Origin of the sequence: Loktanella sp. IMCC34160, from assembly GCF_004145845.1 — a bacterium.
In the GTDB taxonomy this organism is placed as follows: domain Bacteria; phylum Pseudomonadota; class Alphaproteobacteria; order Rhodobacterales; family Rhodobacteraceae; genus SELP01.
In genome coordinates, this window is the sequence record NZ_SELP01000001.1 from 773,468 (window position 1) to 795,917 (window position 22,450).

Consider the following 22,450-nt stretch of genomic DNA (forward strand, 5'->3'; position numbering starts at 1 on the left):
AAGCCGGGCGTTGCCGCCCGGCCAGTTTCACGAACAAGGGACGTTCGTGGGTGTTATGGGTCAGTTCTTGAACTTCCGGATCTGGCCCGACCGCAGGCGCGACAGGTAGCTGTCCATCTCGCCCCGAACGATCGGCATCAGGAAGTAGAGCGCCACGATGTTGACCACGGCCATGGCGAAGATCGCCGCATCCGAGAAGTCGATCACCGGGCCAAGGCTGGCGGCGGCGCCGATCACCACGAAGAGGCAGAAGATCACCTTGAACACCAGTTCCGTGGTCTTGCCTTCGCCGAACAGGTAGGTCCAGGCCTTGAGCCCGTAGTAGGACCAGCTGATCATCGTCGAGAAGGCAAACAGGATCACCGCAAGCGCCAGCACATACTGGAACCAGCCAAAGGCCGAGGAGAAGGCGGCAGAGGTCAGGGCGACGCCCTTGTTGCCGTCCACGGTCTGGATGGTCGTGGCACCTTCGTCCAGGAGGTAAAGGCCGGTTGCCGGATCCTGGATCAACTGCCCGGTGATGATGATCACCAGCGCGGTCATGGTGCAGATCACCACGGTGTCGATGAAGGGTTCCAGAAGCGACACGAAGCCTTCGGTGATCGGTTCCTTGGTCTTCACGGCAGAGTGCGCGATGGCGGCAGAGCCGACCCCGGCCTCGTTCGAGAAGGCGGCCCGCTTGAACCCCTGGATCAGCGCGCCGACCATACCGCCCGCAACACCGGCCCCGGTAAAGGCCCCGGCAAAGATCTGGCCAAAGGCCCAGCCGATCTTGTCGACATTCATCAACAGGATCACAAGCGCGGCGGCGACATACATCACCCCCATGAAGGGCACGACCTTTTCAGTGACGCTGGCGATGGATTTCAGCCCGCCGACGATCACAAGGAAGACGATGATGGCGAAGATCACACCGGTGATCCAGCCCGGATAGTCACCGATCACGTTGGTCAACTGGGCATGGGCCTGGTTGGCCTGGAACATGTTGCCGCCGCCGAAGGCGCCAAGGATACAGAAGATCGCGAAGAGTACCGCAAGGAACTTGCCCGCGGGCAGGCCACGTTCGGCAAAACCCTTGGTCATGTAATACATCGGGCCACCGGAGACGGTGCCGTCGTCGTATTCATTGCGGTATTTCACGCCCAGCGTACATTCGGTGAATTTCGATGCCATGCCCAGAAGGCCGGCAAGGATCATCCAGAAGGTCGCGCCGGGGCCACCGATGCCCACGGCCACCGCCACACCGGCGATGTTGCCAAGGCCGACGGTGCCGGACAGGGCGGTCGCAAGCGCCTGAAAGTGGCTGACCTCGCCCGCGTCGTTCGGGTCCGAATAATCGCCCCGGACAAGCCGGATCGCGTGGCCGAAGGTGCGGAACTGCACGAAGCCGAAATAGAGCGTGAAGACGGTCGCCGCGATTACCAACCACATCACGATCCAGGGGAAGCTGGTCCCCGGAAACGGGCTGAAGATGAAGTTGACGAACCAGCCCGTCGAATTGGCGAACACTTCGTTCACCTTTTCATCAAGGCTTTGGGCCATGGCCGGGGCTGCGCCCAAGGCAAGGCCGGTCGCGGCCAGCGCCGCGGATTTGAAAATGCGTGTCATGTATGTCCCCCTGAAGGCTTACGGCACGATGGTGACGGGCACGGGTGCGGCCTGTGCAAGGCTGCCCGCGACCGACCCGAAGAGACGGCTGGCCATGCCGGAATGCCCGGTGCGGCCGATGACGATCTGGTTGGCGCCCGCGTCTTTCGCGGATGCGGCCAGAACCTCGGCGATATGGCCGTATTTGACCGCGCCTTCGACCATGACGCCGGCATCGCCCAGACGGGACAGGACCGGGTCGATGATCGCGCTTTGGGCGCGGGCCAGTTCTTCGCTGCGGCGTTTGTGCCGTTCTTCCAGTTCGGTCGGTGTCAGGAACGAATAGGGTGACCATTCCAGCACATGGACCAGCAGCACGCTGCCGCCCTGCGCCTTGGCCCGGTCGACCGCGAAATCCAGCGCCCGGTTTGCGCTTTCGCTGCCGTCAAAGCCGACGACGATTTTTTGGGGCATCTTGTCCCTCCCTTTGTTGGTTCATGTCCTAAAGGACAGGGTCAGTATGCCATTGAAACGGGCGGAAATGATCGCCTCATTTTCCTTGATTTCGGAAAATTTCCGGAAATACTTGGGTGAAACGGGGTGTGAGTGGGAAAATTTACAATGGATACATTGGATATCCGTATTCTTTCTGTTCTTCAGAAAGACGGTCAGATTTCGATGGCGCGCCTGTCAGAGGAGGTCGGGCTGTCGCTTTCGGCCTGTCACCGGCGGGTAAAACTTCTGGAACAATCCGGCAAGATCGCCAACTACGCGGCGCGGTTGAACCGGCGGGCGATCGGGCTGGAAATTCAGGTCTTTATCGAGGTGCAGCTGACCAGCCAGCGGCGCGAGGATATCGCCGCCTTTGAAGACGCGATCGCGCGGATGCCCGAGGTTCTGGAATGCCACCTGATCTCGGGCGAGTTCGATTACCTGATGCGGGTGGCGGCGCGGGATACGGGCGCTTACGAGGCGCTGTATCGCAACCGTCTGTCGGACATTCCGTCCGTCGCCAAGATGAAAACCCTGCTGAGCCTGTCGACCGTCAAGGAGTTCCGGGGCTTTTATCTGGAAGGGTAGGGGCCGGGCGTCCCGGCCCCCGTCACCGTCAGGCGGCCTTGGCGGTTTCCGGCGACAGGGCCGCCAGCGCATCGAACTGCGCAAGGAAGACCTTGCCGGTCAGATCGTCAAGGAAGTGCGTCTTCTTCAGCCGGTCCATGACCGGGCCTTTCACCTCGGACAGGTGGAACCGGATGCCCAGTTCCTTCAGGCGGGTGTTGATCGCCTCGAGGCTTTCGAGGGCGGACATGTCCACCTCGTTCACCGCCGGGCACATCAGAACCACGTCGCGGATCGGGCAATCCTGCACCACCCGGTCAAGGATGTAGTCCTCGAGGAAGCGGGCGTTGGCGAAATAGAGGCTTTCGTCGACCCGGATCGTCAGCAGGCTGGGCGAGGTCAGCACCGCGTGCCGCTTCACGTTGCGGAAGTGCTGGGTGCCGGGGACAAGCCCCACCTCGGCGATATGCGGCTTGGACGTCTTGTAGAGGTGCAGGGCGATGGACAGGATCACGCCTGCCGATACGCCCGCCTCGACCCCCAGGGCCAGTGTCACGGTGATGGTGGCGGCCACGGCAAGGAAGTCGGCAAAGGAATAGCCCCAGGCCTTTTTCAGGATCGACAGGTCCACAAGCGACAGGACCGCGACGATGATGGTGGCGGCCAGCGTGGCCTTGGGCAGGAAGAAGACCAGCGGCGTCAGGGCCACGGCGGCGATGGCAAGGCCCACGGCAGTGAAGGCCCCGGCGGCGGGGGTTTCGGCGCCCGCGTCAAAGTTCACGACCGAGCGGGCAAAGCCCCCGGTGACCGGATAGCCGCCGGTGAAGGCCGCGCCGACGTTCGCCATGCCAAGGCCGATCAATTCCTGATCCGGCTTGATCCGCTGCCGCTTTTTCGCGGCAAGGGTCTGCGCGACCGAAATGGATTCGACGAAGCCGATGATGGAAATCAGGATCGCGGGGATCAGAAGCTGGCCCACCAGCTCTGACGACAGGTCGGGCATGGTCAGGGGCGGCAGGCTTTGCGGCACCTCGCCCACGACGGCGACACCCCGGTCGGCCAGTCCCAGCCCCCAGGTGGCAACGGTGGTCGCCACCACGGCGGCAACCGGCCCGGCCTTGGTGATCACATCGGCAAGACGCGGGCCAAGCCCGTAGCTGCGCAGCAGCGGCTTCAGCCCCTTGCGGACCCAGAACAGGAAGGCCGTGGCGGCAATGCCGATGATCGCGGTGATCAGGTTCATCTGTCCAAGGTTGTGCCACAGGCTCTCCAGCCGGTGAATCAGTGTGTGCCCGTCGCTTTTGATGCCCAGGATATGGCCGACCTGACTGGTCGCGATCAGGATGCCCGAGGCGGTGATGAAGCCCGCGATGACCGGGTGCGACAGGAAGTTAGCGATGAACCCCAGCCGCAGGACCCCGAGGATCAGCAGAAAGACCCCGGACAGAAACGCCAGCGTCAGCGCGGCGGCGGCGTATCCCATCGTCCCGCTTTCGGCCACTTGCCCCACGGCGGCGGCGGTCATCAGCGACACGACCGCGACCGGTCCGACGGCCAATGCCCGGCTGGTCCCGAACATGGCATAGAAGATGATCGGCACGATCGAGGCATAGATCCCCGCCTCGGGCGGAAGCCCGGCGAGAAGGGCGTAGGCCAGTGATTGGGGGACCAGCATGATCGTCACGATCACGGCGGCGATCAGGTCGTTCGACAGGGCGTTGCTGTCGTAGGTCCGGCCCCAGTCAAGGATCGGCATGTAGCGGGCGAGGGTCTTGGGGATCATTGCAGTAATCCAAAGGCGAAAGAGAAAAGGGGCCGACAGGGGGCCTGCCGGGGTCCCGACCCGCCCCGTACTTGGGACGGTCCGGTGCGTGTATTAGCTGGAAACCGTTACTTTTTCCGGTTTGACCATCCATTCGCGGCCACGCAGCATGGCCTTCCAATAGATTGGCGGCAGGGCGGTTTCCTTCAGCCACCAGGCCAGACGCGTAGGCTTGGTCCCGTTCAGCAGCCATTTCGGGAAAGAAGGCAGCAGCGCACCGCCATAGCCAAACTCGGCCAGAACGATCTTGCCGCGCTCAACAGTCAGCGGGCAGGAGCCATAGCCGTTGTATTGTACCTGCGGGCCCTTGCCGTCGATGTCGGCGGCCAGATTGGTGGCAACGATGGGGGCCTGCATCCGGGCGGCGGCGGCGGTTTTGGCGTTGGGGGCGTTCATCACATCGCCAAGGCTCCAGATGTTGTCATAGGTCTTGTGGCGCAGGGTGGCCTGATCCACATCGACCCATCCGGCGGCATCGGCCAGCGGCGACACGCGGATGAAATCGGGCGCGGTCTGCGGCGGGGTGACATGCATCATGTCAAATTCCACCGTGACCCGTTCCTTGGGTGTGTCGGGCTTTGCGACCTCGAAGGTCGCCGTGCGGGCTGCCCCATCCACCGCGACAAGGTTGTGGAAGAAGTTCAGCGTCGCGTCGTATTTCTGGACATATTCCTCAAGCGCGGGGACGTAATCCTTGACCCCGAACAGCACGCCGCCCGCGTTCATGAACTGGATGTCGATGTCCTTCAGCACGCCGGTCCGGAACCAGTGATCGCCGGACAGGTACATCGCCTTTTGCGGGGCGCCGGCGCATTTGATCGGCATGGGCGGCTGGGTGAACAGGGCGCGGCCCTCTTTCAACTCTTTCACCAGCTGCCATGTGTAGGGCGCGAGGTCGTAACGGTAGTTGGAGGTCACGCCGTTCTTGCCCAGTGTTTCCACCAGACCTTCGACCTTGTTCCAGTCGAGTTTCAGCCCCGGTGTGACGACCAGACGTTTGTAGCCGACAACCCGACAGCCATCGAGGATGACGGCATTGTCCTTGGGTTCAAAAGCCGCGACGGCGGATTTGATCCAATGGACCCCTTTGGGGATCAGGCTGCCCATGGTCTTGGCGGTGTCCTGCGCATCAAAGACGCCGCCGCCCACCAAGGTCCAGCCGGGTTGGTAATAGTGGATGTCGGCCGGATCGATGATCGCGATGTCCAGATCGGGCTTGCGCGCCTTCAGCGACGAGGCGACCGAGATGCCACCCGCGCCCGCGCCCACGATCACCACGTCATAGCTGGCGTCGGTCTGGGTCGTCGGGGTCTTGCCGCCGTTGACGATGCGGCGCACCACACCGCCCATGTCATAGCCCGCCGCCTTGGTGGCCGACAGGATGTCTGCCGGTGCCATTGTCGCCGCCTGACTTAGCGACCAGAGCGTCGCCGACCGGGTGCCGGTCCGGCAGTAGGCAAGCACCGGGCCGGGCAGGGTATCAAGTGCATTCCCGAAATCGGCGGCGTCCTGATCGCTGACCTTGCCGGCGACGATCGGCAGATAGGCGATTTCCAGCCCCGCGGTTTTCGCGGCGGATTCGATCTCTTCAAAGGTCGGCTGATCCGCGGCTTCGCCATCGGGGCGGTTGCAGATGATCGCGCGGAAACCCGCGGCCTTGATCGCGTCGATGTCCGACGCAGCGATCTGCGGCGAAACCGAAATCCGTGGGGAAATTTTCTTGATGTCCATGGGTCCGTTCCTGTCGTGTCACCCGGAAGGTAAGGAGGCCCGGCGCTGGGCCGGGCCTTTCTTGTGGTCAAAGGCCGTTAACCGGCACCTTCAGCATCTTCTTGCCGTCCTTGTCGGTCGGGATTTCGCCCGCCCGCATGTTCACCTGAAGCGAGGGGATGATCAGCTTGGGCATATCAAGGGTCGCGTCGCGTTCGGTGCGGAACTTGACGAAGTCCTCTTTGGTCTTTCCGGCGCCGACGTGGATGTTGTGCTCCCGTTCTTCGCCGACGCTGGTTTCCCATTTGATGTCGCGGCCGTTGGGGCCGTAGTCGTGGCACATGAACAGGCGGGTTTCATCGGGCAGTTCCAGCACGCGCATGATCGAATCGTACAAGATGCCGGCATCGCCACCCGGGAAATCGGCGCGGGCCGATCCGCCGTCGGGCATGAACAGCGTGTCGCCGACAAAGGCCGCGTCGCCGATGACATGGGTCATGCAGGCGGGGGTATGGCCCGGGGTGTGGATCGCGAACCCGGTCATCGTGCCGATCTGGTAGGTGTCGCCATCCTTGAACAACCGGTCGAACTGCGACCCGTCGCGCTGGAATTCGGTGCCTTCGTTGAAAACCTTGCCGAAAGTGTCCTGCACGATGGTGATATTCTCACCGATGCCGATCTTGCCGCCCAGCTTGTCCTGAATATACGGCGCGGCGGACAGGTGGTCTGCGTGGACATGGGTTTCGATCTGCCATTCCAGCTTCAGCCCGTTGTCCTGCACGAACTTGATGATTTCGTCGGCGTTTTCATAGGTGATCCGCCCGGCGGCATAGTCGATGTCCATGACGCTGTCGACGATGGCACAGGCGTTCGAATTGGGATCCTTGACCACATAGGAAATCGTGTTTGTCGCCGGGTCGAAAAACGCGGTGACCTCGGGTTTGACCGAAAGATCGGTGGACGGAATGGCCATGATGAACTCCTCGTGTTCTGTCGTTCGGGGATATGTCGTCTTTACATATCACAATATTGGAATGTGTATGGATGTATACAAGGGGGGTGTCAAGATATTCTGTCAGCGGTTGGTGCTGACAAAGGCGCGCAGGCGATCCGGGGACAAAAGCACGATGCGGCCACGCCCCTGTTCGATCCAGCCACGCCGTTGAAATTCAAGCAATTGGCGCGATACGACCTCGCGCGCGGTGCCCAGTTCGGCGGCAAGCTGTTGGTGCGTTGCCTGCACCCCGGACCCATCCGACAGCTCCAGCAACTTGTCGGCCAGCCGCATGTCGATTCGATGAAAGGCAATTTCCTCGATCGTCAGGAACAGGTCGGCCATGCGCTGCGAATACGAGGCGAAGACGAATTTCCGAAATGCGGCGGAGGAGGCGATGAGCCTGTCGAAGGCGGCCTTTGGCACGGCGATGGCTTCGGCCTCGGTCTCGGCGATGCCTTCGGCGGAATAGGGTTCTTCGCCGATCAGACAGGCGGTTGTCAGAACGCAGCTTTCCCCGGCGTGCACCCGGTAGAGGACAATCTCGCGCCCGCCCTCGGTGACCTGCTGCACCCGCACCACGCCCCGCGTCACCAAAAGCAGATGATCCGGGGTCTGGCCCACCCCGAAGACAGACGCGCCCTTGGGGACGGTCACGACATGACCCGCAGCGCGGGCAAGATCAAGGGGGGGCGGGGCGCTGTCCATGACCCGACTATCCGCCAAAGCCGGCAGCGGGCAAAGACGTTTCGGCGGATCGTGCCTGCGACCAATGATCCGCAGTTGACAGGCGGCGCGCGCTGTCGTTCCACTGCGCCCATGATCAAAGGTATTCTCTTCGACAAGGACGGCACGCTGTTCGATTTCAACGCGACCTGGGGGGCGTTCACCGAAACGCTGCTTTTGTCCGAAGTCGGTGGCGATCTGGCGCGTGTTCAGCAACTGGCGGACCGGCTGGGCTATGACCTTGCCAACAAGGTGTTCTTTCCCGGGTCCATCGTCATTGCCGAAACCGTCGAGGTGGTCGCGGGCCACATCCTGCCGCTGCTGCCCGAGACCGACAAGGCGTCGCTGATCGGTCGGATGAACGGGTTGGCGGCGCAGGTGCCGCAGATCGAGGCGGCCCCGCTTGTGCCCTTTGTCGGGGGCCTGAAGGCGCGGGGGCTGCGCATCGGGGTCTGCACCAACGATGCCGAGGCGCCCGCGCGGTCCCATCTGGGCCGGGCCGGGGTTGAGGAGGCGTTCGACTTCATCGCCGGTTATGACAGCGGGCATGGGGCGAAACCGGCCCCTGGTCCGCTTCTGGCCTTTGCCCGTGCGGTCGATCTGGATCCCGCGCACTGCATCATGGTGGGCGACAGCCTGCACGACCTGCACGCCGGACGCGCCGCGGGAATGCGGCCGGTGGGTGTGCTGACCGGCCCGGCCGGGGCCGAGGAACTGGGCACCGTGGCCGAGGTCGTGCTGGACAGCATCGCGGACCTGACCGACTGGGTGGACGAGCAGAACGCCTGAAAGAAATACGACAGGTTCTGTCGCTGATGCGCCAACCATCGGCCTTCGACCGTGCGAAACTTTTCCCAACAACAGGAGAGTCTCCATGGCCGATACGCCAAACCGTCGCCGCCGTTCCGGTGGCCGCGCCGCCAATACCGCCAAACGCAGCGCCGAACTGTTCAAGCAAAGCCCCTGGCGTCTGCCGGTCAACATCGACCGGCCCACCGAACCGCTGGGCCCGGAGGGGGTTGAGGCGATCCATGATGGCGCCATGCGCATTCTGGAAGAAATCGGGATCGAATTCCTGAATCAGGAAGCGATCGAGATTTTCAAGGAAGCGGGCTGCAAGGTCGAGGGCACCAACGTGAAGATGGGCCGCGATTGGGTGATGGAGATGGTCGGCAAGGCCCCGGCCCAGTTCACGATCACCCCGCGCAACCCGGACAAGCAGATCACCGTGGGCGGCAAGCACATCCTGTTCGGCAATGTGTCGTCACCCCCCAACTATTTCGACCTTGAGATCGGGCGCAAGGTGTCGGGCAACCGCGAACAATGCGCCAACCTGCTGAAGCTGACCCAGCATTTCAACTGCATCCATTTCGCGGGCGGCTACCCGGTGGAACCTGTGGATGTTCATGCCTCGGTCCGGCATCTGGATGTGGTCCATGACAAGCTGATGCTGACCGACAAGGTGGCCCATGCCTACAGCCTTGGCAGGGAACGGGTCGAGGATGTGATGGAGATGGTGCGGATCGCCGGGGGCCTGACCCATGAGGAGTTTGAATCCCGCCCGCATATGTACACCAACATCAACTCTACCTCGCCGTTGAAGCATGACGAGCCGATGATCGACGGCTGCCTGCGGCTGGTGCGCAAGGGGCAGGCGGTCTATGTCACCCCCTTCACGCTGGCGGGGGCGATGGCGCCGGTGACGATGGCGGGCGCGGTGACCCTGTCGATCGCCGAGGCGCTGTCGGCCATTGCACTGTTCCAATATGTGCGCCCCGGCTGTCCCTGTGTGATCGGCACCTTTACGTCGAACGTGGACATGAAATCGGGCGCGCCCGCCTTTGGTACGCCGGAATACATGCGCGCCACCCAGATGACCGGCCAGATGGCCCGGTTCTACGGGCTGCCGATGCGGGCGTCGGGGTCCTGCGCGGCCAACGTGCCGGACGGGCAGGCGATGTGGGAAACATCAAACGCGCTGTGGTCGGCGGTGCAGTCGGGCACCAACGTGGTCTATCACGCGGCGGGCTGGCTGGAGGGTGGGCTGATCGCCAGCCCCGAGAAATTCGTCATGGATTGCGAGGTGATCCAGATGATCCAACGCTATCTGGAGCCCGAGATCTGCGACACCAGCCCCGAGGCCATTGCCGTGGACGCCATCAAGGAGGTCGGCCCGAACGGCCATTTCTTCGGCATCCAGCACACGCAGGACCGCTATCAGACCGCCTTCTACGAACCCTTTGTCAGCGACTGGCGCAACTTCGAGGCCTGGGAAGTGGCCGGCAGCGTCTGGACCCCGGAACGGGCGCATCGGGTGTTCAAGGACATCATCGCCAATTTCGAGGCCCCGCCGATGGACGCGGGCATCGCCGAGGAGCTGGCCGATTTTGTCGCCCGCCGCAAGGCCGAGGGCGGTGCGCCGACAGATTTCTAGGGAAAATCAAACCGCTTCCCCTCGCTTCGTTTGTGGGCTGGCCCCTGTCGAGAGACTTGGGAGCGATCTGCCCCATGGAGTCGCTGTTACCCAACGAGATGACCGATCCTCTAGAGCCGGGAAAGGTCTGTAAAGAGCCCCATGCCTACCGATCTTCTGCTACGCGGCGAAGGTCCTGCAATCGTCTTTTTTGCAGCCCACTTTCATCGAAGTTCGCTGGCGAAAGCCATTCTTCGATCGCTGTTCTACACAAGGGCCATTCGCTACGGAGGATGGAAAACCAAGCAATGTCGCGTTGCCATCTGTCGTACACTAATGCATTTCGCCACGTTCCCTCGTGTTTGAAGCCAAGGCTGATTGCCGCACGGAATGAGCGTTCGTTTTGCGCCTGACAGCGCCAAACAAGCCGCTCATACTGAAAATCATCCATACCTAAACACATCAGTAGAAAGATTGCTTCACGAGCTTCGCGAGACCCCTGAAGCGACGGTGCAAACCAGATGCTTCCTATTTCGAACGCGCCATCATTTTGATAAACATCGCAAATTGACAGCCATCCTTCTGCGCGGCCATGCTTTCCGAGTACGGCCCAGAACGGTTGATCCTTTCGCGAACCTAGGTCTGAAATTAATTCGGCTAGCTGTTCACGCGTTTGGAAAGGCCCGTAGCGCAAGTAGAGAAAGCTGTCAGGGGCGACACTCGCACAGGTCCAAAGGTCATCAATATGAGCAGCAGAGAGCAGCTCGAGCCGAACATAATTTCCCTGAAGGGTCGCCCTTCGAGGAAATTTCCACGGACCACGATTCATGGGGTTACCTAGCGACAATTCATGAATCCTTCCGAAGACCGATGTGACCCGGACACATGCCAGCATTTGAGGAAATGCTCAACGGCAGCCTTCATCCGCACAATTGAAGCAAGCACAGTCCCACGGCGGCTAGGTGTGGGTTTCCTTTCAGTGCAGGGTCGGCACGTCACAATAGCGTCGGTCTTCTAAGGTCCATCACGGTGCAGAAGACCCCCGGACTGCTGACGAAACGAACGGGTTCTGTGCGAAAATGAAGGAGGCGCCGGCGCTTCTGCCCTGCTAGGACTGGGAAAAAGGAGCCTTTGCCCATGTCCGATCTTGAATTCGCGCTTGATACCTTCGGGGATGTGACCGTCGGGCCTGATGGGCAGCTGATCCCGCAGGATCAGGTGATCCGTGACGTGGTCGAGCAGGCGGTTCTGGCCGATGAACTGGGGGTCGACTATTTCGGCCTTGGCGAGCATCACCGCGACGATTTCGCGGTCTCCTCGCCCGAGGTTTTGCTGGGTGTCATCGCTGGACGGACCAGCCGCATTCGCCTTGGCACGGCGGTTACGGTCCTGTCCACGGATGACCCCGTGCGCCTGTTCCAGCGGTTTTCGACCCTTCAGGCGGCCAGCGGCGGCCGGGCCGAGGTGATCCTTGGCCGTGGGTCGTTCACCGAAAGCTACGGGTTGTTCGGCCACGACCTGCACGATTATGGCCTGCTGTTCGAGGAAAAACTGAACCTGTTTCACCGTCTGTTGCAGGGCGGCCCGGTCGAGTGGTCGGGCCAGACCCGTCCCGCCCTGACCGGGCAGGAGATTTTTCCGCCCCTTGGGCCCAAGGGCCTGCCGACATGGATCGGGGTCGGGGGCAGCCCGGAATCGGTGGTGCGGGCGGTCCGCTATGACCTGCCGATGATCCTGGCCATCATCGGCGGCAACCCAACGCGGTTCCGGCCTTTCGTCCAGCTGTATCACGACGCCTATGCCAAGCTGGGCAAGCCGCCCCGCCCGCTGGGCGTCCATTCGCCCGGCCATGTGGCCGAGACGGAAGAACAGGCACAGGAAGAGGCCTGGGCAGGCTACCGCGTCCTGCGCGACCGGATCGGGCGCGAACGCGGCTGGCCCCCCGCCGACAAGGCGGAATTCCTGCGCGAGGTCAGCCACGGGTCGATGTATGTGGGCACGCCCGAGACCGTGGCCCAGAAGATCACCCGCACGATCCGGGCGCTGGGCCTGACCCGGTTCGAGATGAAATATTCCCAAGGCACGCTGCCACATCCGGCGCTGATGACGTCGATCGAGCTGTATGCCACCCGCGTCATCCCCCGCGTCCGCGAGTTGCTGGCCGACGACGCGGGTTAGGATATCCCCACTGTCCCGGCCATGGGCCGCCTGCTAGGGTCTGCGAAAAGGGCAGGGACGATGACGCAGGCGGATATCCGGATCGAGGTCGATAATTTCGGGGCCTTCTTCGAGGCGCCCTTTGCGGCCTATGGGCCGGACAGCGCCTATGTCTCGCCCCTCAAAGCCGACCTGCGCCGGTATCTGGACAAGACCCGCAACCCGTTGTTCAAGGATCCGGGCAGCGACCTGACCTATTTCACCGCCCATCGCGGCGACCGGGTGCTTGGCCGGATCACCGCCCATGTGCATGGCGCGTCGAACCGGCTGCACGGGGTGAACCGCGCCTATTTCGGCTATTTCGACTGTGCCGATGATCCGGCTGCCGCCCGTGCCCTGCTGCTTGCGGCCGAGGAGTGGGCCCGCGCCCGGGGCCATGACGAGATTGCGGGGAACTTCAACCTGACCGCGATGCAGCAGATCGGAGTGGTCACCGAAGGGTTTGAGGCGGACCCTTTCCTTGACCAGATCTGGTCGCCGCCGCAGATCGCCCGGCATCTAAAGGCCAATGGTTATGAAGCGGTCTTTCCGATGACGACTTTCGCCGTGGACCTGACCCGATCCGACCCGCCCGCGATCGGGCCGAAGCAGCGGGCGATCCTTGATGACCCGGATTTCACATTCGCCCCGATCACCCGCCGCACCATCCCGCAGCGGATGGAGGAAGCGCGCGCGGTCCTGAACGCCTCCTTTGCCGAAAACCCGATGTTCGTGCCGGTCACCGAGGAAGAGTTCCATTTTCAGGCCAAGGACATGAAATGGGTCATGGATCCGCGCATTTCGGCGGTGCTGCACCACAAGGGGCGGCCGGCCGCCTGCATCATCTGCGTGCCCGACCTCAACCCCTTCCTGAAGAAGGTGCGGTCGCGGATGGGGTTGCTTGCGCCGTGGCATTTCCTCCGTCACCGCATGAGCAATCGACGGGCGGTCCTGATCTTTTCCGGTGTGATCCCGGAATTGCAGGGGCAGGGGATCAACCCGGTGGTCCTTCACCGCGTATTCATGGCCGCGAAACAGGCTGGGTATACCCATGTCGCCAATACCTGGATCGCGGATGAAAATGGGCCCAGCCTTGCCCAGAAGGAAAAGGCCAGCGCCGGGGCGATGCACCGGCTGCACCTGTTCCGAAAGTCGCTGGATCCCGCGCCAATTGGTTGAAAACGGGCGAATTGTCGCCAGATCGCCCCTCTGCTGCCGCGCGGTTGCCTAGGTTGCCTGCCAAGGACCTTCCGGTGGGGCGAGATGAAGAGGATGCGACATGCGTCGAGCATTTACTGCGGCGGGCTTTGCCGTGGCTTTCATTCTGTCCTCCGGGCAGGTGCAGGCCTCGAACGCCTGCCAGATCCCAACCAACCAGCAGGCCCTGTTTCAGGACATCGACCGGGGATTGAACCAGATTCGGCGGCAGAACGGGTTGCGCGGCCTGCGCTATAACGCGGAGCTGAGCCAGGCGGCGACCAACCATGCCTGCGACATGGCCGTGCGCGGATACTTCAGCCACACAGGTCGCAATGGGTCCACCGTGCAGCGGCGGGCCCGGAGTGCCGGCTATCGCGATTGCCTGATTGCCGAAAACATCGCCCATGGCACCCCCTATGCCGCGCCGAATGCGGTACTGAACGGCTGGATGAATTCGGAAGGCCATCGGTTCAACATGATGCTGGACCGGGTGCAGGACTATGGGATCGGGATCGCCGTGGATCAGAACGGCCCCTATTGGGTGCTGGTGCTGGCCAAGGGCTGCTGAGGGGTAGGGTGGGTTGAAACCCACCTTACGACATCGGAAAGGTTCCGCGTAAGGTGGGTCTTGACCCACCGCCCGTCTAGACGTCCATCCAGATCGTCACCGGCCCGTCGTTGACAAGGCTGACCTGCATATCCGCGCCGAACCGCCCGGTTTCGACCGGAACACCCTGCGCCCGCAGCGCATCTGCGAAGGCAAGGTAGAGCCGTTCACCCACTTCAGGCGCGGCGGCAGCGGAAAACCCGGGGCGGTTGCCGCTGCGGGTGTCGGCAGCGAGGGTGAACTGGCTGACCACAAGGGCCGAGCCGCCAATGTCCACGACCGAGCGGTTCATCTTGCCCGCCTCGTCCTTGAAAATGCGCAGCTTGGCCACTTTGGCAGCCAGTTTCGCCGGGGCGTCCTCTGCGTCCCCGTCCATCGCGCAGACCAGAACCAGAAGCCCCTGACTGCAGGCGCCGACCAGATCCCCATCCACGTGAACGGAAGCCTGCGTGACCCGCTGGATCAGTGCCCTCACAGCTCTGACGCCCAGGGCGGGTTGGCCCCGGCGCGGCTGACGGTGACTGCCGCAGCCTTTGCCCCAAGCTCAACCGCCGCCCGCAGGGTTGCCTCGTCCGCGTCGTCCAGCCCGTCAAGGGTCAGCGCCCCGGCCTGATGCAGCCCGGCAAGGAAGCCCGCGTTGAACGTGTCGCCGGCGCCGACGGTGTCCACCACCTCGACCCGGGTTGCGGGGACGTCAAAGGTGCCGTGGTCACAGATCACCGTCACCCCATCCGCGCCGCGCGTGACCAGAACGACCGAGGCGGCGCAGCTGTCGCGGAAGGCTTCGCCGTCGGTGCTGCCGGTGATCCATTCCAGATCTTCGTCGGACACTTTGATGATGTCGGCACAGGCGAACATGACGTTCAGCCGTTCCCGATAGGCTGCCTCGTCCTTGATGAAGCCGGGGCGGATGTTCGGGTCAACCATCACCGGCGCGGTTCCGGCGACCCGCCGGGCGAGCGCCTCGTAGGCCTGGCCGCAGGGTTCCACCACCAAGGATATCCCGCCGAAGAAATAGGCACTTACCGAGGTGTCGGGCAGGTCGTCGGGGCGGAGCATCCGCCCGGCGGTGTTTTCATCGTAAAAGGCATATTTGGCGTGGCCGTTGGTCAGGGTGACAAAGGCCAGCGTGGTCGGCCTGTCCGACCGGATCAGGTGGCCGGTGCCCACCTTAGAGGCTTCGAGCGAGGCCAAGAGCTGTTGCCCGAACAGGTCGGTCGAGACGCCCGACAGGAACCCGGTCGGCACCCCGAGCCGCCCCAGTGCGATGGCGGTATTGAACACCGCACCGCCCGCATAGGGGGCAAAGGCGGGTTCACCGGCGGTGCTTTCACGCGGCAACATGTCAATCAGGGCTTCGCCACAGGCAAGGATCATTGGGCCATTCCTTCTTCAGAGACGCGCGACTGATAGCGCAAACATTTCCGCGAGGCGAGCGGTTTCCGCCGGGTCAGCCCTGTTGCGTCGCCATGACATAGCCGACCGCCCCTGCCACGATCAGCCCGATCAGGACGGCAAAGGCGATCTTCCATGCCGACCAGGGCCGTTCGCCCTGCACCCGTCCGGTCTGGCCGTTCACGACGAAACGATAGGTTTCGCCCCGGTATTTGTATGCGGCCATCCAGACCGGCAGCAGGATATGCTTGAAGGTCACGGCACTGACCGCGGTGTCAATGTTGTGGACCCGTTGATGGTCGCCGCCGATGTCGAATTTCACGTCCCGCAGGATGATCCGGTCCATGATCGTCCGCGCCTCGGTATAGCCTTCGGCCAGTTCGACCTGATAGCCCTCGGCCCGGAACCCGGCAAGATAGTCCGGCGCATAGGGTTCCAGCCGCGACAGATCCCAGGGTTCCAGCGCGTCGGTGTAGCGTTTGGGCAGGCTGCGCGAGGCCAGCACCAGCACATCGTCGAAGAACCGCGCCACCCGGCCGGATTTCGGCCGCCAGCGGGTCTTGCGCACCCGGACCGTCTGTTTCTTGCCGTCGCGCACGACGGTGCGGGTTTCATAGTAATCGTCGCCCCGTTCGCCCCGGTAGCTGGACTTCGTATCGGCGTCGAAGGTCCAATAAGGGACATAGATGCCGTTCATCCGGCGTCCCTTGCGGGCGTAATCCTTGAGCCCGTTCGGCGCAAACCACAGCCGCCCCAGCCAATCGGTCATCGCCTTGCGGGCCTGGGTTTCGTCCAGAACGAAGGGGACCAGCCCCTTGGGTTTGATTTGCCGGTGCGTGCCCGTGTCGGTGACGACCGGGGTGGCGCAGAACGGGCATTCGGCGGCGTGGTCCTTTTCGCCCAGATCGGTCTGCGCCCCACAATTGGGGCAGGTCACGACACGGGTTACTTCGATCTCGGTCTCGGGCAGGTGGTTTTCGATGGCGGTCCGGAAATCCAGTTCGCGGATCGCCCCGCCGGCCCAGGGCCCCCGGTCGATCGCCTGCTCGGCGCCGCAATGGTCGCAGATCAGCCGGTCGGCGCCGGGGTCAAACCGCATGTCCGCGCCGCATTGCTCACAGGGAAAGCGGTGTTCGGTTTCGGGCGCGGTGGTGGCAGAGCCGTCAAAGTCGGACATGTCGGGGCGCTTTGGTCTGGATGGGGTGGGGCAGGGCGGGCCTGCCCCCTTGCAAGGCTCAGATACCGGGGGGCGGGGGTGGCGGCATCACCGTGAACAACTGCGCCAGTTCGGCCACGTCGCCTGCGGGCATCCAGCCGTCCTGCCCCTGCGTCCAGACCATGCTGGCGCGGGTCAGGGCGCCATCGGTGACCATCCGGCCCATCGACGCCTTGGAATAGGGGCCTTTCACCTCGCCCCCTTCGGCGATGTGCCAGACATGTTCGACGGGGGGCGGGGGCGGCGGGGCCATCGGGGCGGCCTGTGGCGCGGGGGCCCGGCCCCAGGGGCCCGATTGGGTCGCCATCTGCTGTGCCATGGCCAGGCCCATCCCGGCGCCCATGCCCGCGCCCATCGCGCCCGAGGCATCGCCGCCCTTCATCAGCGCCTCGGCGGTGGCGTATTTCAGGTGATCGCCCAGATCGCCCGTCAACCCGCGCGAGGTGCGGGTATCCAGCGCCGCCTCGACCGCCGGGGGCAGGCTGATGTTTTCGATATAGAGTTCGGGGACGGACAGGCCGTATTGCTCCATCACCGGTTCAATGGCCGTGGCGATATGTTTGCCCAGATCGGCGGTATTGGCCGCCATATCCAGAACCGGGATGCCGGATCCGGCGATCACCCGGCTGAATTCCTGAACGATGATGTTGCGGATCTGGAAGCTGATCTCGTCCATCGTAAACTCGCCGTCGGTGCCGACGATTTCCGACATGAAGCGGGCCGGGTCGGAGACTTTGACCGTATAGGTGCCAAAGGCGCGGATGCGGGTCGGGCCGAATTCCGGATCGCGCAGGATGATCGGGTTCTTGGTGCCCCACTTGAGGTTCGCAAATCGGGTGGTGTTGATGAAGTAGACCTCTGACTTGAAAGGCGACTGGAACCCGTGGTCCCAGTGCTGCAACTTCGTCAGGATCGGCATGTTGTTTGTTTCCAGCATGTAGAGGCCGGGGGTGAAGACATCGGCCAACTGCCCTTCGTGCACGAAAACGGCGGCCTGCCCTTCGCGCACCGTCAACTTGGCCCCGTATTTGATCTCGTGGCCTTCGCGTTCGAACCGCCAGACCATCGTGTCGCGGGTGTCATCGACCCAATGGATCACGTCGATGAATTCGCCCTTCAGAAAATCGAGAATGCCCATGTGGTGGTTCCTTTCTTGGTCAGACGGGGCCTGTTTCCAGGTATTCGCGTGCCAGTTGCCGCGCGATTGGCGCGGCCTCTGCGGCGCTCATTCCCGGGTGCAGCCGGTCGTCATACAGCAGTTTGAGGAGGAGTTCATCGTGGCTGGTCAAAAGCCCGAATTCCTCGTCGTCGTTGAAGATAGAGGGGCGGGCGCGGGGGCTGTCGTTGGCCAGCCCCATGCCCTGCGCCAGTTCCTCGTGAATACAGGACAGGCGCATCATGTCGGGATGTTCCGCCCGGATCAGGACGATTGCCTGCCGATAGGTTGCGGTGCCCGGCACGAAGGTGCCGATCACGATGCAATACTGGTCGCGCGGCAGGGTCAGGAAGGCGTTGACCGAGGCCTGCGACAGGTTCGGCTCCAGCGCCAGCAGCTCCGGTCCAAAGGCGCGGCGTTCGGCCTCGCTCAGGAACAGGACGTGGAAATTCGGGTTGGCGGTGGTCTGGGTGATCGGCACGCCGGTCAGCCCCGACAGACGCCGGGCAAAACTGGCCACTGCGTTGCGGTCGGTCACCCGCTGTTCAAACCCGACACTGTCGCCGAAGCGGATGTTCATCCGGATCGGGCTGTCCCAGCGATGGATGGAATTGATCCGCTGCTGCGACCGAAGAACACCGCCGTTGTCGGTGTATTCCTCGAACAGGGCGATCCGCACGAAGTTCTGCGCCAGTTGCACATCGGTAAAGGGGGTGTCAGGCCCGCCCCCGTCGGTGCGCAGCAACCCCTGCGCCAGCAGGTCGGCCTGCACCCGGCGATAATACAGCGCCAGCGCCTCGCTTTGCGCATCCGGCACCGGATCGGGCGGCGGGGCGACCCGCGCTTCGGGCCGGGCCGAGGTGTCGGGTGGGTTGGGGCCGCCAAAAGGCAGGTCGTCGCAGGCGGCAAGGGACAAGGCCCCTGCCACCAGCGCGAACCGAAAACCCCAGCGGCCCCGCATCCGGGACTTATCCCGCGGCCGTGCCGATGGTGTCGCCGACCCCATCGTTGCGGGCCTTGGCGCTGGCCAGCGTGGCCTTCAACTCGGCTTCCATCTTCTGCAGCTCGATCTCGGCCTCGGCCCGCTTGCGCTTGCCTTCGTCCGCGATTTGCAGGCTTTCGTTGATGGTGGCGATCAGGTTCTCGTTCGCCTCTTTCACAGCGTTGATGTCGAAGACGCCGCGTTCCATTTCCTCGCGGACGACCTTGTTGGCCTCGCGCAGGTTCTTGGCGTTGGCGGTCAGCAGTTCGTTGGTCAGATCGTTCGCCTCGCGCACGGCCTTTGCCGCCTCGGCGGACCGCTGGATGGTGACGGCCTGTGCCAGCTGGGTTTCCCACAGGGGCACGGTGTTCACGAGGGTCGAGTTGATCTTGGTGACCAGCGACTTGTCGTTTTCCTGAACCAGACGGATCGAGGGCAGCGACTGCATCGTGACCTGGCGGGTCAGTTTCAGGTCGTGCACCCGGCGTTCCAGATCGTCGCGGGCGGCGCGGAGGTCGCGCAGTTCCTGCGCCTTCATCACACCCTGATCTTCGGGCGCGGCGGCGACTTCGGCCTCTTTCGCCGGGATGATCTTTTCGTCCAGTTCCTTCAGCTTGGCCTCGCCCGCGGCGATGTAGATGGCAAGCTCGTCGTAGAAGGTCAGGGTTTTGTCATACAGAACGTCAAGCGATTCAATGTCCTTCAAAAGCACATGTTCGTGGCGCAAAAGGTCATCAGTGATCTTGTCGATCTGGCCCTGAACGCTTTCGAAGCGGGCAACGAATTTGGCCATCGGCGCGGCGCGGCCCAACAGCTTTTCCCACCATGTCCGTTTGCGGCGCACGTCCAGTTCGGACACCGAAAAGCCCCGGATCGTGGTGACGATGTCGCGCAGGCTGTCGCCGGCCGGGCCGACGTCCTTGTTGCGGACGCCCTGAAGCATCGACTGGCTGATTTCCTGCAATTCGGCCTGCGCGCGGCTGCCGAAACGGACGATGGAATTGGTGTCGCCCATGTCGATCTCGCCCATGGCGCGGGTGATCTCGGCGCTGGTCGGCGCGTCGGCGGCATCCAGCGTGATCAGCTCCCCTCTTGGTTCGGGCAGGACCACGGCGGTGACCTTTTCAACCTCGGCAAGGGTCGCTTCGGCCTTCTGGCGGATGGTGTCGGACATGTTTTCTGTTCCCTCTCGTTACTCGGGCCTGACGCCCTCGCGCTGCAAACGGTCGCGCAGCACCTTGATTTCAATTTCCATATCGCTGCGGTCGTCCGTCAGCATCTTGCGGGTCTTGGCGTCGAAGCTTGTTTCCAGATCGGTCAGCAGCTGTTCGAAATCGCCGCGCGCGGCCGGGTCTGCGCCGCGCCGGTAGAGGTCGGCGAATTTTGCGGCGGCGTCGCGCGCGCCCATCAGGTAGACACCGAGGTATTTCCGGGCGCCGGTCAGGTCGCGGGGGTCTTCTTCGACGGTGCGGATCATCTCGCGGGCGGCGTTCTGGAACTGCACCACGCGCAGGTCCAGCTTGCGGTCCTTCAGGCTGGCAATGTGGTCGGCCATTGTGGAAAGATAGGCCTCTGCCTCGTCCACGACCCGGGCAACGCGGTCTTGCTGGAAGGTGTCGATCCCTTCCATCCGCTTGTCCGACAAGGGGTCGATCCCGAAGGCCGCCACATGCAGCCCGGTGGCCGCGATGCCAAAGGCGACAGCGCCGATCAGACCGGCGTCGCCGGTCATGGCCGCAAGGAAGACACCGATCCCGGTCAGGGCCGAGGCAAGCATCTTGCGGGGCAGGGCGGGGCGGCGGGCGATCTTGCGGGCGTCATAAGCGGCTTCGGCCCGTAGGCCTTCGTGCAGAAGCCATGCCGCAAGCGCAAGAATGCCCGCGCCGATCAGGCCCAGCATCAGTCCGGTCGGCCCTTCGTTCAGCGAGGTGAAGGCAAGGATGACAGGCGGCAGGAACAAAAGGTTGGCCTTGGTTCCGGCCGCATCGACCGTGACCTTGACCGATCCCTTGGGCGCTGTGCCCTTGCCCTCGCCATCGGGGCTGAATTCTCCGCCATAGCGTTTCGCCATCAAACCGCCCCCAGCCAGCCCGTGACCACGCCGAACATCAGCGCAAGCAACAGGAGATAGGCGATGGTGCTGAACGTCTTGCCCATGGGCACGTCCACTCCTCTGCCGGCCCTTGAAACCTCTGCCGCGCTTGTGGCCAGCACGCGCAACAAGATGATGACAGTGATCAGGGCCAGGCCCACAACCGCCACCAGAACAAAGAAAAGGATGATCCGTCCCATTGGTCGAATGCCCCCGTTTCAGAGGCAGGATAGGCAGCCGCGCCGCAGAAAGCGAGTGTGACCTGACGCCGACAAGAAAAAGTTGCACGACAGCAGGCGGCCCTCGCGTGGCGTATTTGCCAAGTGCCCCATCCCCCAAAACATGGGCGGGCGCGGCGGCAAGGGCAAGGGGTCAATCGGCGCGGGTTTTCCCCCTTGGGGGCTTGCGGGACCGGGTCGGGCGCGGGCGGGGTTTGTCCGCAGGCTTAAGCTCCGCGTCCAGCCCAAGCTGGTCACGCAGGACGCGGCGCTTGATCTCTTCCACCTCGCCTTCCTTCAGGTTGCCCAGTTGGAACGGCCCGTAGGATATCCGGATCAGCCGGTTCACTACCGCGCCGACGGCTTCCATCGCGCGGCGGATCTCGCGGTTCTTGCCTTCGCGCAGGCTGATGGTCAGCCAGGAATTCGCGCCCTGCTGCCGGTCAAAGGTCACTTCCATCGGCTGGTAGCGCAGCCCCTCGACCTCGATCCCCTTGCGCAGCTGGTCCAGTTTTTCCTCAGACGGGGCCCCCTTGCAGCGCACCCGGTAACGGCGCAGCCAGCCGGTGGCCGGCAGTTCCAGCCGCCGTTTCATCTCGCCGTCGTTGGTCAGCAAGAGCAGCCCTTCGGAATTCAGGTCAAGCCGCCCGACAGACATGACCCGCGGCATATCGGCGGGCAGGCCGTCAAAGACCGTGGCCCGGCCCTTTTCATCCCGCGCACTGGTCACAAGGCCGGCGGGCTTGTGATACAGCCACAGGCGCGGCGGTTCCGGTTCGGACACCGGTTTGCCGTCGACGAGGATTCGGTCCCGCGCGGTTACGTTCAGCGCGGGCGAGGTGATGGTCGTCCCGTTCACCTTGACCCGTCCGTCTTCGATCATGCGTTCCGCTTCGCGGCGCGAGGCGACGCCCGCGCGCGACAGGACTTTGGCGATCCGGTCGCCGGAGGGAGGGGTGGTCGGAGGTGTCTGTGTCATGACCTTCCGGTTACGCGCAGGCCGCGGTCTTGTCCAGCGGGCGGTGGGTTGAAACCCACCTTACGTTCAGGGGCTCTGCCCCTCTGGCCCTTCGGGCC

The 22,450-nt window shown here is 63.4% G+C and carries 22 protein-coding genes; 6 read left to right on the forward strand and 16 right to left on the reverse strand.

The window, feature by feature from the left end; all coding sequences use genetic code 11:
• Positions 1-60: 60 nt before the first annotated feature.
• Both EU803_RS03785 and EU803_RS03790 read right to left on the reverse strand, forming a co-directional pair.
• Positions 61-1,608, reverse strand: a complete 1,548-nt coding sequence (locus tag EU803_RS03785) for an alanine/glycine:cation symporter family protein (RefSeq protein ID WP_129679888.1) — start codon at positions 1,606-1,608, stop codon at positions 61-63.
• 18 nt (positions 1,609-1,626) lie between these two features.
• Positions 1,627-2,061, reverse strand: coding sequence for a universal stress protein (locus EU803_RS03790; RefSeq protein WP_129679890.1), 435 nt, complete (start codon positions 2,059-2,061; stop codon positions 1,627-1,629).
• Between the two features lie 147 nt (positions 2,062-2,208).
• Here EU803_RS03790 and EU803_RS03795 point away from each other — a divergent pair, with 147 nt between their 5' ends.
• Entirely contained in the window at positions 2,209-2,667 is a 459-nt protein-coding gene (locus tag EU803_RS03795; protein WP_129679892.1) for an Lrp/AsnC family transcriptional regulator, read from the forward strand.
• A 28-nt stretch (positions 2,668-2,695) separates the two neighbouring features.
• On the opposite strand, the gene sulP is transcribed toward EU803_RS03795, so the two are convergent.
• The 4 genes from sulP to EU803_RS03815 form a co-directional block, all read right to left on the reverse strand.
• On the reverse strand, positions 2,696-4,429 hold the full coding sequence (gene sulP / locus EU803_RS03800) for a sulfate permease (RefSeq protein WP_129679894.1): 1,734 nt from the start codon (positions 4,427-4,429) through the stop codon (positions 2,696-2,698).
• 93 nt (positions 4,430-4,522) lie between these two features.
• The gene (locus tag EU803_RS03805) at positions 4,523-6,199 is read right to left on the reverse strand and encodes a bifunctional protein tyrosine phosphatase family protein/NAD(P)/FAD-dependent oxidoreductase (RefSeq protein ID WP_129679896.1); all 1,677 of its coding nucleotides are present in this window, start codon (positions 6,197-6,199) and stop codon (positions 4,523-4,525) included.
• A gap of 67 nt (positions 6,200-6,266) precedes the next feature.
• Positions 6,267-7,151 (reverse strand): MBL fold metallo-hydrolase, encoded by an 885-nt coding sequence (locus EU803_RS03810; protein ID WP_129679899.1) that lies wholly within the window; start codon positions 7,149-7,151, stop codon positions 6,267-6,269.
• A gap of 102 nt (positions 7,152-7,253) precedes the next feature.
• Positions 7,254-7,880, reverse strand: coding sequence for a Crp/Fnr family transcriptional regulator (locus EU803_RS03815; RefSeq protein ID WP_129679901.1), 627 nt, complete (start codon positions 7,878-7,880; stop codon positions 7,254-7,256).
• A gap of 111 nt (positions 7,881-7,991) precedes the next feature.
• Here EU803_RS03815 and EU803_RS03820 point away from each other — a divergent pair, with 111 nt between their 5' ends.
• Positions 7,992-8,687 (forward strand): HAD family hydrolase, encoded by a 696-nt coding sequence (locus EU803_RS03820; protein WP_129679903.1) that lies wholly within the window; start codon positions 7,992-7,994, stop codon positions 8,685-8,687.
• Between the two features lie 85 nt (positions 8,688-8,772).
• Entirely contained in the window at positions 8,773-10,332 is a 1,560-nt protein-coding gene (locus EU803_RS03825) for a trimethylamine methyltransferase family protein (RefSeq protein WP_129679905.1), read from the forward strand.
• A 145-nt stretch (positions 10,333-10,477) separates the two neighbouring features.
• Here EU803_RS03825 and EU803_RS03830 read toward each other — a convergent pair whose 3' ends face one another.
• Entirely contained in the window at positions 10,478-11,140 is a 663-nt protein-coding gene (locus EU803_RS03830) for a GNAT family protein (protein ID WP_129680176.1), read from the reverse strand.
• 308 nt (positions 11,141-11,448) lie between these two features.
• On the opposite strand from EU803_RS03830, the gene EU803_RS03835 reads away from it, so the two are divergent.
• The 3 genes from EU803_RS03835 (at position 11,449) to EU803_RS03845 (ending at position 14,275) form a co-directional block, all read left to right on the forward strand.
• Complete coding sequence (locus EU803_RS03835) at positions 11,449-12,489, forward strand: Atu2307/SP_0267 family LLM class monooxygenase (protein WP_129679907.1); 1,041 nt, start codon at positions 11,449-11,451, stop codon at positions 12,487-12,489.
• 60 nt (positions 12,490-12,549) lie between these two features.
• Positions 12,550-13,686, forward strand: coding sequence for a GNAT family N-acetyltransferase (locus EU803_RS03840; RefSeq protein WP_129679909.1), 1,137 nt, complete (start codon positions 12,550-12,552; stop codon positions 13,684-13,686).
• Between the two features lie 100 nt (positions 13,687-13,786).
• Complete coding sequence (locus EU803_RS03845) at positions 13,787-14,275, forward strand: CAP domain-containing protein (protein ID WP_129679911.1); 489 nt, start codon at positions 13,787-13,789, stop codon at positions 14,273-14,275.
• Between the two features lie 76 nt (positions 14,276-14,351).
• Here EU803_RS03845 and dtd read toward each other — a convergent pair whose 3' ends face one another.
• From dtd to EU803_RS03890, 9 genes are all read right to left on the reverse strand, one after another.
• Positions 14,352-14,789: a D-aminoacyl-tRNA deacylase gene (dtd, locus tag EU803_RS03850; RefSeq protein WP_129679913.1), complete on the reverse strand. Its 438-nt coding sequence runs from the start codon at positions 14,787-14,789 to the stop codon at positions 14,352-14,354.
• Positions 14,786-15,691 (reverse strand): carbohydrate kinase, encoded by a 906-nt coding sequence (locus EU803_RS03855; RefSeq protein ID WP_129679915.1) that lies wholly within the window; start codon positions 15,689-15,691, stop codon positions 14,786-14,788. Before EU803_RS03855 ends, dtd begins: the two co-directional genes overlap by 4 nt.
• A gap of 73 nt (positions 15,692-15,764) precedes the next feature.
• On the reverse strand, positions 15,765-16,886 hold the full coding sequence (locus EU803_RS03860) for a TFIIB-type zinc finger domain-containing protein (RefSeq protein WP_129679917.1): 1,122 nt from the start codon (positions 16,884-16,886) through the stop codon (positions 15,765-15,767).
• 58 nt (positions 16,887-16,944) lie between these two features.
• Positions 16,945-18,063, reverse strand: a complete 1,119-nt coding sequence (locus tag EU803_RS03865) for an SPFH domain-containing protein (protein WP_129679919.1) — start codon at positions 18,061-18,063, stop codon at positions 16,945-16,947.
• A gap of 19 nt (positions 18,064-18,082) precedes the next feature.
• On the reverse strand, positions 18,083-19,042 hold the full coding sequence (locus tag EU803_RS03870) for a DUF2927 domain-containing protein (protein ID WP_129679921.1): 960 nt from the start codon (positions 19,040-19,042) through the stop codon (positions 18,083-18,085).
• A 7-nt stretch (positions 19,043-19,049) separates the two neighbouring features.
• Positions 19,050-20,237 carry a toxic anion resistance protein gene (locus tag EU803_RS03875; RefSeq protein ID WP_129679923.1) on the reverse strand — a complete coding sequence of 396 codons (1,188 nt, stop codon included), beginning with the start codon at positions 20,235-20,237 and terminating at the stop codon, positions 19,050-19,052.
• An 18-nt stretch (positions 20,238-20,255) separates the two neighbouring features.
• Positions 20,256-21,134 (reverse strand): 5-bromo-4-chloroindolyl phosphate hydrolysis family protein, encoded by an 879-nt coding sequence (locus EU803_RS03880; protein WP_129679925.1) that lies wholly within the window; start codon positions 21,132-21,134, stop codon positions 20,256-20,258.
• Positions 21,134-21,355 (reverse strand): hypothetical protein, encoded by a 222-nt coding sequence (locus tag EU803_RS03885; protein ID WP_129679927.1) that lies wholly within the window; start codon positions 21,353-21,355, stop codon positions 21,134-21,136. Before EU803_RS03885 ends, EU803_RS03880 begins: the two co-directional genes overlap by 1 nt.
• Positions 21,356-21,527: 172 nt before the next feature.
• Positions 21,528-22,352, reverse strand: coding sequence for a pseudouridine synthase (locus EU803_RS03890; RefSeq protein WP_129679929.1), 825 nt, complete (start codon positions 22,350-22,352; stop codon positions 21,528-21,530).
• Positions 22,353-22,450 lie beyond the last annotated feature (98 nt).